This is a genomic window from Kutzneria buriramensis (genome assembly GCF_003387475.1).
Lineage (GTDB): Bacteria > Actinomycetota > Actinomycetes > Mycobacteriales > Pseudonocardiaceae > Kutzneria > Kutzneria buriramensis.
This window is the reverse complement of record NZ_QUNO01000012.1, coordinates 22994-36921: the sequence shown is the minus strand read 5'-3', so window position 1 is coordinate 36921 and position 13928 is coordinate 22994. Positions and strand designations below refer to the sequence as shown.

Sequence of the window (13928 nt, the reverse complement as noted above, 5' to 3'; positions counted from 1 at the left end):
TCAGTCCAGCAGCTCCCTGGCGACTATGTAGCCGGAGCCGCCGCTGATGCCGTGGCCGGGCCAGGTGGCGGCGCCGACCATGTAGAGGTTGGGCACCACCGTGCGGTGACTGGGCTGCCCCGGCAGCGGGCTGAACAGGTAGCTCTGCGACAGGTCGTGGCTGCCGCCGAACGGGTCGCCGGGCCCGCAGTTCGGGTTGAAGGCGGCGAGTTCATGCGGGCTGATCACATACCGGTCGAGGATTGTGTCCTTGAGTCGGGGAATGTGCTTGGCGGCCTCGTCGATCACCCGGTCGGCGAAGGCGTTCTTCACGTCCTCGGTCCACCCGTGCTCCCCCACCGGGATCTCCCCCAGCGAGTCGTCGCGCACGACCGTGGGCACCTCGAGGATCTGCACCCGGGCCACCGCCCGCCCGGGCGGGCAGCGCGACGGGTCCAAGGTGGACGGAGTGTCCCACGAGATGGTCGGCTCGGCCGGCAGCAGCCCGCGCAGGGCCTCGTTGGTGGCCCGGGAGATGGCGTTCAGGCCGCCGGTCAGGTGCGGCTGGCCCACGTGCATCAGCCGCTCGTCGTGGAACCGGGCGGGCTCGGACAGCGCCAGGTGGATCTGCACCGCGCCCAGGCCGTAGCGATAGTCCTTGGCCTGCTTGCGAAGCGCGGGCGGCGTGGCGCCGTGCTCGTGGTCGAGCAGCTTGAGGTAGAGCTGGTCGGGATTGACCGAGGCGATCACCGCGCGCCGCGCGTGGATCACGTCGCCATCGGCGGTCCGCACGCCGACGGCCTGCCCGCCCTCGACCAGCACGTGCCGCACCCACTGCCCACAACGGACCTCGCCGCCGTTGGCCTCGATAAGCTTGGTCAGCGCGATGACGAGTTGTTCGCTGCCACCACGGGGAATCGGCATGCCGGCCATCATCAGCGCGGCCAGCACGAGCACGGACCAGGTGCCGCTGTTGGCGTCGTCCACGGCCCGGCCGAGGTGCGTCGCCCACGGCGCGAGCATCGCCCGCAGCGCCGGCGAGCGGAAACGCTGCTCCAGCAACGCCCGGGCGCTGAGCGTGAACATGTGGGCGAAGTCGGAGAAGCCGCCGTCGGGCGTGTGCATCAGGCTCTGGATCGCCGCCGCCGAACTGGGCGAGGTGAGGTCGGCCGAGCACAGCGCGAACACCGTCGCGATGGACGGCTCGAAATCCTTGAACAGGTCGCCGAAGGCGTCGCCGTCGCCGGGCGCGAGACGGTTGCCCTCCACGATGTTCTCGTCGATGTCGGTGGACACGATGGAGCTCTGCCCGTCCGGCAGCGACACCCCGGTGGGGTATCTGGTGTTGAGGTACTCCAGGTCCAGCTCGGACCTCAGGTCGGCGTAGGCGGGCCCGGCCACGAACAGCGGGTGCGCGGCGGCGAAGTTGTCGTGGCGGAAGCCGGGCAGGGTCAGCGCGTCGGTGCGCACCAGCCCGCCCGGCCGGTCGTTGCCCTCCAGCACGAGCACTCCCCAGCCGGCGCGCGCCAGGTACGCGGCGGTGACCAGCGCGTTGTGGCCGCTGCCGACCACAACGGCGTCGTATCCCTGCATACGCCGAATCATGACCGTCGAAACGACCGTTCGACAACAGTGGATGTCGTGCTTTTCTCGTGACGCGACGGTGACGGGAGGCCGCGCCGGGCCATGCAGGGGTGGTCCGGCGCGGCTGGTCTGACCCGTCAGAACCCGTACACGGTGAAGCTGAACGTGGTGCTGCCCGAAGTGCCGTTCGCCTCTGTCGCCGTCACCTTGACCGAATAGGTGCCGGACGCGCTGGGCGTGCCGGTGATGGCGCCGCTAGCGCTGATCTTCAGCCCCGGAGGGAGGCCGGTGGCGGAGAAGGTCAGGGCGCCGCCGTCGCTGGCCTTGGCACTGATCTGAATCGTCTGGAACAGCGGGTATCCCTTGAAACCCCACTGGTTCCCCGGATTCGTCACGGTCACCGTGCCGGTCGGCGGGGTGCCGACCGTCCACTTGAAACCGGTGTTGCCGGACGCCTGCGTGTCGTCGGTGACGGTGACCGTCACGTTCGACACACCCTGAGTGGTTGCCGTGCCGGAGATGACGCCGGTGCCGGAGTCGATGGACAGCCCGGCCGGCAGGCCGCTGGCGGCATAGCTCAGCTTGGCCGTGGCCGAGGAGTCGGTCGCCTTGATCTGGAGGTTGACGCTGCCGTCGACCGCGGTCGTCTGGTCGCCGGGGTTGGTCACCGTCACGGTGTTGCCGGTGGTGGCGCCGTTGAGGGCGTTGAACAGCTTGGTGCCGTCGTACGAGCCCCAGCCGGTCGTCTCGTCGTAGCCGGGGCCGGCCTTGAAGTCACCGTTGTTGCCGGTGGTGACGTCGTGGAAGGTGTTGCCCTTGAGGCCGTAGATCGCCTGGTTGCCGGCGCCCAGCTTGGACTTCGCCTTCTGGTTGTACAGCGCGGTCCAGCCGGCCCACATCGGGGCGGCGCAACTGGTTCCGCCGTAGACCTGCCACTGCCCGCCGGTGTACACGGAGTAGCCGGTGTTCGGGTCGCCGTCGGAGGCCACGTCCGGCACGGTGCGTTTGCCGTTCACGCCGGTCTGCCAACTCGGGGCACTGAACACAGTGGACACACCGCCGCCGGTGGCGCCGATCGAGTTGTTCCACACCGTCTCGGAGCCGTAGGAGTTGTTGCTACCCACGGTGAGGGTGGTGCCGCCGACGCCGGTCACGTTCGGCGAGGACGCCGGGAAGTCCACCGCCACCACGCTGGAGCCGGACGGGCTGCGCGTGCAGTCCTTGGAGCCGTTGTCGCCGGAGGCGGCGTAGAAGCTCAGGCCCTGGGCCGCGCCCTGCTTGAACGCGTTGTCCACGCTGGTCATCGTGGACGCGGTGCTGTCCTGCTCGCACTCGCCCCACGAGATCGACACGACCTGGGCCTTGTTCTCCTTGACGATCTGGTTGGCCATGTCCAGTTCGCCGGCGTCGGTGTTGGGCGCCTCGTAGACCAGGGTCGACGCCTTGGGCGCCATGGCCTGCACGATCTCGATGTCCAGGCTGACCTCCGCCTGGCCCTGCCCGGGGCTGGAGTCGTAGTTCGCACCGTCCACCGACACCGTGGTCGGGGCCGAGGAGCCCAGGCCGAACTGCTGGTCGTACGTGGAGATGTCGGACTTCTTGTAGCCGTCGAACTCCCACAGCGCGACCGTCTGACCGGTGCCGTCGCCGCCGATGCCGTCGGTGTCGTAGATCGAGCGCAACGCCGCCGGTCCGAGGCCCGACGGGGCAGCCGGCGCGGCGTCCCGGTGCCGCACCGCGTAGTCGTTCAGGCCGGACACGCCCTGCACCAGGCCGGCGATGCCGGCCGGCAGCACGGGGTTGCGGTCGTTGGCGAAGAACCGCCGGCCGGCGCGGTCGTAGACGCCCATCGGGGTGGCGAACGCGGCGGTGACCTGGGCGGCCGTGCCGGTGGCGTCCACCGCCTGGTTGTTCACGCCCGTGACCTTCAGCCCCCTGGCCCGAAGGTAGGCGCTCACCTGGTCGAAGGCGGACCGCGTCGGCCCGAACCGGTCGGCGAACTGAGCCGGCGTCAGGTAGTGGCCGTAGCTGGGCGAATGCGGGTCGGCGACGTCCTTGACGAACCGGTCGAGGCCGGCGGCGTCGCGCAGCTTGAGCGGCACGGCGACCTGCAGCCGCTGGTCGGCGGGCAGGTCGCCGATGCGGTGGCTGACGCCGACGGCCGGGCTGATGTCGCCGGTCAGCGCGACCTGCGGCTCGGCGGCGGAGGCGGGGCCGGCGAGCGCGGGCAGCGCGAGCACCAGGGGTGTGGCGAGCAGGAGCGCCACACGTGAACGATTTTTCACGACTTCTCCACTAGGCAGGGGAAATTAAGTGTTAATGAGAGACGTGGAATTACTGCCGACGCAGTACAGGTCAGCACGCGCCGTGGTGTCAAGGGTCCTAAGAAGGGTGGTATCCGTCGAATTCATCGGCGATAATCGGGCGCGATGACGCAACGCCGCGACTTCGCACCCGCCCTGCACGGTGCGATCACCGCCAGCGGACTGACCCTGGACCGCATCGTCCATCGGCTCGCTGAGCGGGGATTCGCGCTGAGCACCGCCACGCTCAGCTACTGGTCGAGAGGCCGGAGCAGACCCGAGCGCCCGGAGTCGCTGGCGGCGCTGTCCGCGCTGGAGGAGATCCTGGGCGTCGAGGCGGGGTCGCTGCGTGAGCTGCTGGGCGACCGGGTGCGCCGGGGCCGCGGCAAGGCGGCCCGGCTGGTGCCGTTCGGCGAGCTCTGGGGGCATTTCGGCCACGCCGTCGACCAGGTGATCGCCCAGGTCACGTCGCCGGCGGACCAGCGGCGGGTGCTCAGCTACCACGAGCGCTACGAGATGGACGCGACCGGCGCGGAGACCTACTGCCGGGTCATCGCCGTGCTCGAGGCCGTCACCGAGAAGGCCAAGCACATGGTCACCGTGTACCGCGACGACACCGGCTGCGCCCAGCTGCCGACGGTGGTGCCGGTGGCCGGGGTGCGGCTGGGACGGGTCGGCGTCGATCACACCTCGCACGTGATGGCTGCCGAACTATGGTTCGAGCAGAACCTGCGCAAGGGTGAGCGAACCGTTGTCGAATACGGCCTGGAATTCGTACCCGGCGGTAACAGGTCGGTGATGTGTGAACGGCGATTCGCCGCCCCGATCCGACAGTACGTACTCGAGGTCACCTTTCATCCGGAAGCGGTTCCGCGCTACTTCCGGGCGACCTCGGAACCGACCGAGGACGGCCCCGACTCATCGGTGGAACTGTCGGTGGACAGCCAGCACACGGTGCGGGCGGTGTGGCTGGACGAGCCGGCCGGGGCGTACCGCATCGACTGGGAGTGGGACCGATGAGTTCCGGTCCCGGCGGTCGTTACACCGGGCATGGATGCTGTGGCAGTGGATGAGAGCACCTTCACCGAGCTGACGGCGCGGCACCGCCGCGAACTCCACGTGCACTGCTACCGGCTGCTCGGTTCCTTCGAGGACGCCGACGACCTGGTGCAGGAGACGTTCCTGCGGGCCTGGCGGGCCCGCGCCGAGGTGCGGGACGACGCCCTGCGGGCGTGGCTGTACAAGATCGCCACCAACGCCTGCCTGGACGTCATCCGCAGCCGCAAGCGCCGGGCGCCGTACCTACAGCCGTACCCCGACACGTTGCTGGACGAGCTGTCGCCGGACGAGGTCCTGGTCGGCCGCGAGACGATCGAACTGGCCTTCCTGGCCGCGATCCAACTGCTGCCGCCGCGACAGCGAGCGGTGCTCATCATGCGTGACGTGCTCGAATGGCCGGCCGCCGACACCGCGCGGCTGCTCGACCTGACCGTGGTCGCCGCCAACAGCGCCTTGCAGCGGGCGCGGGCGACGCTGCGCAGCACACAGTGGACGCCCGCCAAGCCCAGCGGTGACGAGCAGGCGCTGCTGGCCGGGATGATCGAGGCTCACGAGCACGCCGACGTGGATCACTTCGTGCGGCTGGTGCGCGACGACATCCGCGTCTCGATGCCGCCGTCGCCGCAGACCTTCCTCGGCGTGCGGGCTTTGCGGCCCCTGTTCGACATCGCCTTCGGCCCGTCCGGGATGGGCGAGTGGCGGCTGCTGCCGACCTCCGTCAACCGGACCCCGGCCGCCGCCAGCTACCTGCGCCGGCCCGGCGAGGTCGGCTTCCGGCCGTTCAAGCTGGACGTGTTCCGGATGGACGGCGGCCTGGTGACCGAGATCCACACCTTCGACGCCCGGATGTTCGACGACCTGGGCCTGCCGAAGGAGTTGGCTTGCCGTTGATGCAGGGAAGGACGCCTTACCCGCATTCAGCGAGGGTAAGGCGTCCTTCCCTGCATCAAGCCGTGTCGCCGCACTCGGCGGCGCGGTCCAGCAGCAGCGTCCGCTCCCGCTCGTTCCGGGTCAGCGACGCCGCCCGTTCGAACTCCGCCCTCGCCTCCGGCAGCCGCCCCAGCTTGCGCAGGAAGTCCCCGCGCACGCTGGGCAGCAGGTGGTAGTTCTTCATCGACGGGACCTCCATCAGCTGGTCCAGCAGCGTCAACGCGGTCTCCGGCCCGAACGCCATGGACAGCGCCACCGCCCGGTTGAGCTCCACCACCGGCGACGGCGTCGCCTCGGCCAGCAGCTCGTACAGCCAGGCAATGCGCTCCCAGTCCGTGTCCTCGAACCGCCGGGCCCGCGCGTGGCAGGCGGCGATCGCGGCCTGCAGCACGTACGGACCGGGCTTGCCGTCGATCAGACCCTCGGCGGTCTCGAGCGCCGCCAGGCCGCGGCGGATCAGCAGCTGGTCCCAGCGGCCCCGGTTCTGGTCGGCCAGCAGGATCGGCTCGCCGCCGGGCCCGGTGCGGGCCGCCGCCCGGGACGCCTGGATCTCCATCAGGGCCACCAGGCCGTGCACCTCGGGCTCGCGCCGGGCCAGCCGCGCCAGGATCCGGCCCAGGCGCATCGCGTCCTCGCACAGCGCCGGCCGCATCCAGTCGTCGCCGGCGGTCGCCGAGTACCCCTCGTTGAACACGAGGTACACGACCTCGAGCACCGACGACAGGCGCGCCTGCAACTCCTCGCCCTGCGGCACCTCGAACGGCACCTTGGCCTTGGTCAGCGTCTTCTTCGCCCGCACGATGCGTTGCGCCACGGTCGATTCCGGCACCAGGTAGGCCCGAGCGATCTCGTCGGTGGTCAGGCCGCCGAGCAGCCGCAGCGTCAGCGCGACCCGGGCCTCAGTGGACAGCACCGGGTGACAGGACACGAACACCAGCCGCAGCAGGTCGTCGCCGATGCCGTCGTCCTCGGCGACCATCGTGCCGATGTCCGGCGTCGACTCCTCCAGGTCGCGGCCGACCTCCTCGACCTTGCGCTTGTACGTCTCGTTGCGCCGGATCTGGTCGATCGCCCGCCGCTTGGCCGTGGTCATCAGCCACGCGCCGGGATTGCGCGGCACGCCCTCGGTCGGCCACTGCTCCAGCGCCGCGACCAGCGCGTCCTGCGCCAGCTCCTCGGCCGTGCCGACGTCGCGGACGAGCCTGGTCAGGCCGGCGATCAGCCGGGGCGACTCGATCCGCCAGACGGCGTCGATCGCGCGGTGGGTGTCGGTGGCCACCGCCCCCGTCTACCCCACCGCGCGGATCGACGCAACCAGGTCAGTTGTGCTGGGCCGCGGCCCGGGCCCGCAGCTCCTCCACGGCGGCCTGCCGCTCCGGCGTGAAGTTCTCGCCGAAGTCCTCGGCCTCGAAGACCCGCCGGATCTCGATGTTCGTCTGCACACCGCGCGCCGGGTTGGGGCAGCGCTTGAACCACTCGACGCACTCCTCGAGCGACTTCATCTCCACCAGCCAGTAGCCGGCGATCAGCTCCTTGGACTCGGTGAACGGCCCGTCGACCACGGTCTTCTGGTCGCCGTCGAAGTAGATCCGGGCGCCGTGGCTGCTGGCCGTGAGGCCGTCGGCGGCCAACAGCACGCCGGCGTCGACCAGCTGCTCGTTGAACGCGCCCATGGTCTCGAACTCCTCGGGCGTGGGCAGCACGCCGGCCTCGCTCGCCTCGCTGGCCTTGACGATCACCATGAACCGCATCGCAGTCTCCTCAAAGATCAGGGTGCCTTCTCACCTACGCGTCGAGCGGCGGTCGGCTCGATCGACACCCTGCCAGAAGTTTTTTCCGCGAAGTTGTCGGTGGCCGTGACCAGGGCGTGTCGCATGCCGGGCGCGGCGAGGCTGTGCCCCTCGCCGGGCACCATGATCAGCTCGGCGTGCGGCAGGGCCTGGGCCAGCAGCCACGGCGTGCCGACGAGGTTGCCCAGGTCGAGCACCCCCTGCACGAGGACGGTCGGGATGTCGGCGAGCTTGCCGGCGTTGGCCAGGACCTCGTCCGGGTCGATGAAGTGGTCCTGGCTCCAGTAGTGCGTGACCAGCCGGGTGAAGGCGTAGGCGCGGTCGGCGTCCTCCTCGTACATGGCCTTCGCCGGCGCGTACGGGAGCATCGCGTCCTCCCAGTCGCACCAGGCGCGCATGGCCCGGTCTCGGACTTGTGCGTCGGGATCGTTGAGCAGCTTGTAGTAGCCGGCGGGGATGTTGTCGCGCTCGGACTCCGGCAGCAGGTCGACGTAGCGGGCAAACGCTTGCGGGAAGATGCCTCCGAGACCGCGGGTGAGCAGCTCGACGTCGTCACGCCGGCCGGTGGCCAGGCCCATCTGCACCAGCTCGGTCACCCGGTCCGGGTGCCGCTCCGCGTACACGAGGCTGAGCACGCAGCCCCAGGAGCCGCCGAACAGCATCCAGCGGTCGATGCCGAGGTGCTCGCGGAGCAGCTCCATGTCGGCGATCAGGTGGTCGGTGGTGTTGGCCGAGAGGTCGACCGCCGGGTCCGCCGCATTGGGCAGGCTGCGGCCGCAGTTGCGCTGGTCGAACAGCACGATCCGGTAGCGGTCCGGGTCGAAGTAGCGGCGGGAGTTGGTGCTGCAGCCGCTACCGGGGCCGCCGTGCACGGACAGCACCGGCTTGCCGGCCGGGTTTCCGCAGGTCTCCCAGTAGACGAGATTGCCGTCGCCCACTTCGAGCAGGCCGTGGTCGTAGGGCTCGATCTCCGGGTAGCGGTCGCGCATGGGTCCCCCTCGCTCGATTACAACAGCACTGTTACATTAGCACTGTTATATTGACGACGTGACGGGACCGGGACTGGGCACACGACTTCGCCACCTGATCGAACTGCTGGACAGCGACGTGGCCGCAGTGGAGGAAGAGCTGGGACTGACCGGATTCCGGCCGCGCTACGCGCCGTTCCTACGAACGTTGGCGACGCTCGGCCCGAGCTCGATCCGCGATCTGGCCGCGGCGGTCGAAGTCACCCATTCGGCGGCAAGCCAGACGGTCGCCCAGATGGAGCGGCAGGGCCTGGTGTCACTGTCGCCGGGAACCGATGCACGGCAACGGATCGTGGACCTCACGCCGAAGTCGATGGCCCTGATGCCCCGATTGAAGCTCGCCTGGGACGCGGCGGAGGCGGCCGGTCGGGAGCTGGACGCCGAGTTGCCGTATCCACTGTCCGAAGTGGTCATCGCCGCTACGGAAGCGTTGCGGCACAAGCCCCTGCGGGAGCGGATCCAGCGCTACCTGTAGCTGCTGCGGTTGGCGTTGATCTGGTCCCGGTTGGCCATCGCCCACTCGGCGAGCGCGATCACCAGCGGCACCAACGTTGTGCCCAGCTCGGTCACCTCGTATTCCACGCGCGGCGGCACCTCGGCGTACGCGGTGCGGCTGACCAGACCGTCCTCGACGAGATGCTTCAACGTCAGCGTGAGCATGCGCTGCGAAATGCCCTCGATGGTCTTCTCCAGCTCGCCGAAGCGCAGCGGGCCCTCCCGCAGCGCGCCGACCACCAGCAAGCTCCACTTGTCGCCGATGCGGTCCAGCACCTCGCGGACGGCGCCACCGTCCTTGATCCGCGGCGGACAGTTCCCATTGCGCGTGAACTGCGTCACAGCCGCACCTCCCATCCTGGACACATACACCGATGTGCCTTTTGTGGCGCCCGCATCACGGACAGACCATGAGGCTACGCACAAGAGGTAAGGATTGGGGAATCCCGTGAACATCGCGCTGTGGGTGGTGCAGGCTCTGCTGGCATTGGTCTACCTCGCCGCCGGCGGCCTGAAAGTGGCGCGGCCGCGCGAGCAACTGGTGGCGTCCGGCAACTACGACTGGATGAAGGACACCTCGGACGCCGGCGTGAAGGCGGTGGGCGCGGTGGAACTGCTCGGCGCACTCGGGCTCGTCCTGCCGGAGCTGACCGGCATCGCGCCGATCCTCACGCCGATCGCGGCCGTCGGGCTGGTCGTCGTGCAGGTCGGGGCGATCCGAGTGCACCTCACCCGGAACGAGCGGAAACCGTTGCCCGCCAACGTGATTCTGCTGCTACTGGCCGCGTTCGTCGCGGCCGGCCGTTTCCTCGGCTGACCCGCGTCATTAACAAAAAGGCCGCCGGTTTCACCGGCGGCCTTTTTGTCGGTCACCGACACGTCAATAGTTCTCACCCAATCGGGGTATTTCCCGCTCTTGGGGAACTGATTGACAAGTTACTCCGAAAGCACCATCATCTTGGGCATGATGCGCGGGGTCTCCCTGACCATTCGCCGGCATGTCGACCTGCAACGGCAGGCGAGCGACCTCTGTCTCGGCCGCTGAGGCCATCTCACATTCATCGGCCTCCGACATAGTCGGACGCCGTTGAAAGCGCTTGCCCGAACACCGAGTCCGGCGTTCGGTCGGTCAGCCGCGCGCATTTTCCCCTTTCACGAATCGGGAGCACACATGTCTGTCATTTCGCCTGGCCGGCGAAGGACGAGGGTGGCGGTGGCCGCCGCGACGGTCGCCGTCGCCGCCACGTTCTTCCCGGCCGCGGGCACGTCCGCCTACGCCGACGTGCAGGTGACCACCGAGCACGTCACCGGCACGGACGGCAAGGACTATTCCGTCACCAACCACCTCGTGCCGCAGTACGTCGCGAAGTCCAGCAGCCGCAAGGAATGGCTGCTGGTCTGGGCCGGCGACGAGAACATCGCCGACACCGTGGTGCCGGACATCAAGAACCTGCCCGGCACGCTCGGCGGCGGCCTGACCAAGGTGCGTAACGCCTTGCCGGGCCCGGACTTCCTGGCCGTCATCGACGCCACCAAGGGCTCGCCGGACTACGGCAAGGTGGTCAACACCGCCACCGTCGGCCCGCTGGTGGAGAACGAGCCGCACCACATGCAGTACGTGTGGCACAAGGGCGACACCATCTACGCCGGCGCGCTGTTCGCCGCCGCCACGTACGCGTTCGACGTCAGCCAGCTGCCGCAGCTCAAGCTCAAGGGCATCAGCCTGCCCAGTCAGACGCTCGGCGGCTCGGTGCCGGACGCGTACTGGACGCTCAAGGACGGAACCGCGTACGGCACCTACATGGGCGGTCCGGTGGTGCCCGGCCCGTACGTGTACGGCGACGGCTCCTCGGTGATCGGCAACGGCTTCGCCGGCAGCCCGGGCGAGGTGATCCACTTCGACCAGAGCGGCAAGGTGCTGTCGCAGTCCCCGGCGGCCACCCCGCAGGGCGACGACCCCAAGCTGTGCGACAACCTGCCGCAGCTGGGCAGCCCGACCTGCGCCAACCCGCACGGCATCCAGGCCCGCGAGGACCTGAACACGATGATCACCAGCGACTACGCCGAGCCGCGCAACATCATCCTGGACCCGGTCAAGCAGCCGTCCCCGTACCTGCGGCGGCCGACCATCCGCACCTGGGACATCTCCGACCGCAACAACCCCAGGCTGCGCGCGGTCAGCTATCTGCCGGACGGTCCGCGGGCCAATCCCGCCGACCCGCTGCACGCGGAGAGCCGGGCGGCGATGGAGAACACCGTCACGAACCTGCCGCAGCACAAGGGCGCGTTCGCGCAGACCATGCAGGGCGGCGCGATCTTCTACACGCCGGACATCACCGCGGCGCAGCCGCACTGGCGTGAGGTGTTCGACGACGGCACCGCCACGAAGGCCTTCAATCCCAACGCGACCGAGGCCAACGGCGGCGGCACCAACGGCGGTTGGGTGCAGGTCAGCCCGGACGACCACTACCTGTACCACGCGGTGATCGGCCGGCCGAAGGGCGCGCTGTCGGCCGACGACCCGGGCACCGTCGGCGGTGTGTACACATTGGACATTCGCAAGCTGCTGGCCGACGGCGCCGGCTACACGTGCGACATCGACACCGTGGCCAAGGCGCAGAACGGCGGCGGCGCCGACTGCCCGACGCTGGCCGGCGCGGCGGCGATCAACCCCGGCACGCCGGGGCAGGGGCCGCACTGGGGCGCGTACGACAACTTCCAGATCGGCGCGGACGGCTACTACCACGAGACCGACAACCCGGACCGGGTCGCGGTGTCGGACTACTTCGTGGCGCGGTCCGGCATCGACGGCGACCACAAGGTCAACATGGTGGACCTCGGACCGGACGGCAGGCTGACCGTGGACAGCTCGTTCCGTGACGAGTACACGGGCCAGGTCGGCATCAACTTCAACCGGAAGTCCTGGCCGCACGGCGACTTCGGCAATGCCAAGCCGCACTCCGAACTGTTCGTCGTCGCCGACGCCGATGTGAAGTGACGGTTGCGGGTGGCGCCGCCCCGACCGCGGCGCCACCCGTCCTAGGTGAACCGGGATTCCCTTGTGAACATGACCGACATGGGCACGCCGGCAACCAGCGTTCCTGCCGCCGTGCTGCTGCTCCGGATCGTGCTCCTGCTGGCGAGCGCGACCGTCGCGGGTATCGGGTTGCTGCGGCCCACTGTGGCCTCAGTGCGCCGTGGCACCGTACTCATCGCTTGGGCGGCCGCCGGCGTTACGGCCGTCGCCGACCTGATTTCCTTGCTGTGGCTGGACACCAGTCCGGCGTTCGCGATCGGACAGCTGGCGCTGGCCGTCGCGGTGCCGCTGACGCTGCGCCCGCGCACCGTCTCCGCGTACCTGGGGTTTGGCCTGCTGGTGGTGTTGATCTCCGAGATCTCCCTGAGCCACATGGGGATCGAGTTTCTCGCCGACACGGGTTACGCCGTCGGGGTGGTGGCCTGGCTGGGGCTCACATTGCTCGCGCCGGAACCCACCGGCCGGCTGCGGCCCCGCCCGGTCGCGCTGACGGTGGCGATCGTGTTGGCGCTGGCCGGCGTCCTCCAGATCGCCGTGTCCGGGATCGGCTTCGACCGCCGGCTCTACGACACGGGCTTCGGGCTGGCGCTGCTGGCCGTGGCGCTGTTGCCGATCATCGTAACGGCGCTGACGATCAGGCGACTGCACCCGGCCAGCACGCTGCTCGTGGTCGTCGCCTACGTGGCGTGGGCGGCGCTGGGCGCGATCCCGCGGCCGGCGGATCTGCCGACACCCGGCGTGCCCCTGCTCGGTTCGGCCTCGGGCGTGCCGGTGCTGGTCGCGCCGCAACGCCCCGGCCGCAACCTCGTTCACCTGCCGGGCGAGGCGACGGTCGACGGCGTCAAGGCGTTGGCCCGCCCGGGGATGAGCGGGACCTGGGCGGAGGTCGACCTGCCGCCCGGGCGTAGCGACCTTAGGATCTCCCTTGGCGGCAAGGAATCCACCCTGGCCGTCGACACCGGCGCCGGGGCGGCCCGTGCCGTCGACCCGGAGTGCGCCGAGGCGGGTTTGGGCGGCTTGATCGGCGGTAGCCGGTTGCCGTTGACGACGTGCCCGAGCGACGGTTTGTCCACAGGGGACGCCGACGCCGTCCACAAGCTCGTGGATTACCTGAAGGGGCGGAAGATCCCCGCGATCACCGTCGTCGGCGACGGCTCGCCGCGGGCCAGGGCCGCCGAGGACGTCGTTCGGCGGGCAGGCATTCCGGTGTCCGACACCGAGGAGCCCAACAGCGCGCTGGTGGTCGTGGCCGGATGGTCCGGCGCGGCCGCCGAGCTGTCGAGGGTCGCGGTGGAGCAGACCCAGAAGCCGACCTTCGTCGACGGCGTCTACCTCGCCCCCTGGCTGCTCACCGCTCCCCTGCTGAAGTCCGTCGTCAGCTCCGCGATTCCGCTCCGATTCGACCCGCGTGATCCGCGCACCATGGCGTACACCGTCGCCCTGTCCGACGCCTTCCCCGGCGCCACCGGCTCCATCGGCGGCCTCGACTCCTGGCTCGCCGCCCAGGGCCAGCAGCCCGACCCGTCCGTCCGGCTGTACGCGGCGGCGCAGGTCGACGCCATGCCCATGGACAACACGATGGACGGGATGGAGATGGCGTATCCCGGCCAGTGGGTCCCCAACGGCACCATCGTCCCGATCTCCGGCCCCCTGTCCTGATCCCATATCCCTTTCGGCACCTCTCTTCCGACCATCAACCCTTCAACCCGAACCCCAAGCTCGT

12 protein-coding genes are annotated in these 13928 nt (G+C 69.6%); 6 read left to right on the top strand and 6 right to left on the bottom strand.

Annotated features, from left to right (window positions below; genetic code table 11):
• Together BCF44_RS31940 and BCF44_RS31935 are read right to left on the bottom strand one after the other, a co-directional pair.
• Positions 1 to 1572 carry a phytoene desaturase family protein gene (locus BCF44_RS31940; protein WP_116178160.1) on the bottom strand — a complete coding sequence of 524 codons (1572 nt, stop codon included), beginning with the start codon at positions 1570 to 1572 and terminating at the stop codon, positions 1 to 3.
• Between the two features lie 128 nt (positions 1573 to 1700).
• Positions 1701 to 3830, bottom strand: a complete 2130-nt coding sequence (locus BCF44_RS31935) for a protease pro-enzyme activation domain-containing protein (protein ID WP_246015832.1) — start codon at positions 3828 to 3830, stop codon at positions 1701 to 1703.
• Between the two features lie 162 nt (positions 3831 to 3992).
• On the opposite strand from BCF44_RS31935, the gene BCF44_RS31930 reads away from it, so the two are divergent.
• Positions 3993 to 4886 (top strand): hypothetical protein, encoded by an 894-nt coding sequence (locus tag BCF44_RS31930; protein WP_116178158.1) that lies wholly within the window; start codon positions 3993 to 3995, stop codon positions 4884 to 4886.
• Positions 4887 to 4931: 45 nt separating this feature from the next.
• On the top strand, positions 4932 to 5816 hold the full coding sequence (locus BCF44_RS31925; protein ID WP_246015830.1) for a sigma-70 family RNA polymerase sigma factor: 885 nt from the start codon (positions 4932 to 4934) through the stop codon (positions 5814 to 5816).
• A gap of 55 nt (positions 5817 to 5871) precedes the next feature.
• Here the strand turns inward: BCF44_RS31925 and BCF44_RS31920 are convergent, their stop codons facing one another.
• Genes BCF44_RS31920 through pip form a run of 3 tightly spaced genes read right to left on the bottom strand, consistent with a single transcriptional unit; the run spans position 5872 to position 8634 of the window.
• Positions 5872 to 7134, bottom strand: a complete 1263-nt coding sequence (locus tag BCF44_RS31920) for an RNA polymerase sigma factor (RefSeq protein WP_116178156.1) — start codon at positions 7132 to 7134, stop codon at positions 5872 to 5874.
• Between the two features lie 40 nt (positions 7135 to 7174).
• Positions 7175 to 7606 carry a YciI family protein gene (locus BCF44_RS31915; RefSeq protein WP_116178155.1) on the bottom strand — a complete coding sequence of 144 codons (432 nt, stop codon included), beginning with the start codon at positions 7604 to 7606 and terminating at the stop codon, positions 7175 to 7177.
• A 17-nt stretch (positions 7607 to 7623) separates the two neighbouring features.
• Entirely contained in the window at positions 7624 to 8634 is a 1011-nt protein-coding gene (gene pip / locus BCF44_RS31910) for a prolyl aminopeptidase (protein WP_116178154.1), read from the bottom strand.
• A gap of 58 nt (positions 8635 to 8692) precedes the next feature.
• On the opposite strand from pip, the gene BCF44_RS31905 reads away from it, so the two are divergent.
• Positions 8693 to 9148, top strand: coding sequence for a MarR family winged helix-turn-helix transcriptional regulator (locus BCF44_RS31905; RefSeq protein WP_246015828.1), 456 nt, complete (start codon positions 8693 to 8695; stop codon positions 9146 to 9148).
• Here BCF44_RS31905 and BCF44_RS31900 read toward each other — a convergent pair.
• Entirely contained in the window at positions 9139 to 9510 is a 372-nt protein-coding gene (locus BCF44_RS31900; protein ID WP_246015826.1) for a winged helix-turn-helix transcriptional regulator, read from the bottom strand. The two genes, BCF44_RS31905 and BCF44_RS31900, sit on opposite strands and share 10 nt — an antisense overlap.
• Before the next feature lie 106 nt (positions 9511 to 9616).
• On the opposite strand from BCF44_RS31900, the gene BCF44_RS31895 reads away from it, so the two are divergent.
• From BCF44_RS31895 to BCF44_RS31885, 3 genes are all read left to right on the top strand, one after another.
• Positions 9617 to 9985 (top strand): DoxX family protein, encoded by a 369-nt coding sequence (locus BCF44_RS31895; protein ID WP_116178152.1) that lies wholly within the window; start codon positions 9617 to 9619, stop codon positions 9983 to 9985.
• Positions 9986 to 10339: 354 nt separating this feature from the next.
• Positions 10340 to 12166, top strand: coding sequence for a hypothetical protein (locus BCF44_RS31890; RefSeq protein ID WP_246015824.1), 1827 nt, complete (start codon positions 10340 to 10342; stop codon positions 12164 to 12166).
• Between the two features lie 69 nt (positions 12167 to 12235).
• Entirely contained in the window at positions 12236 to 13864 is a 1629-nt protein-coding gene (locus BCF44_RS31885; protein WP_147328709.1) for a hypothetical protein, read from the top strand.
• Positions 13865 to 13928 lie beyond the last annotated feature (64 nt).

Coding starts and splice junctions, on each gene's coding strand:
- BCF44_RS31940 (WP_116178160.1), bottom strand. CDS start 1,572: ATGCAGGGATACGACGCCGTTGTGGTCGGCAGCGGCCACAACGCGCTG.
- BCF44_RS31930 (WP_116178158.1), top strand. CDS start 3,993: ATGACGCAACGCCGCGACTTCGCACCCGCCCTGCACGGTGCGATCACC.
- BCF44_RS31915 (WP_116178155.1), bottom strand. CDS start 7,606: ATGCGGTTCATGGTGATCGTCAAGGCCAGCGAGGCGAGCGAGGCCGGC.
- pip (WP_116178154.1), bottom strand. CDS start 8,634: ATGCGCGACCGCTACCCGGAGATCGAGCCCTACGACCACGGCCTGCTC.
- BCF44_RS31890 (WP_246015824.1), top strand. CDS start 10,340: ATGTCTGTCATTTCGCCTGGCCGGCGAAGGACGAGGGTGGCGGTGGCC.
- BCF44_RS31885 (WP_147328709.1), top strand. CDS start 12,236: ATGACCGACATGGGCACGCCGGCAACCAGCGTTCCTGCCGCCGTGCTG.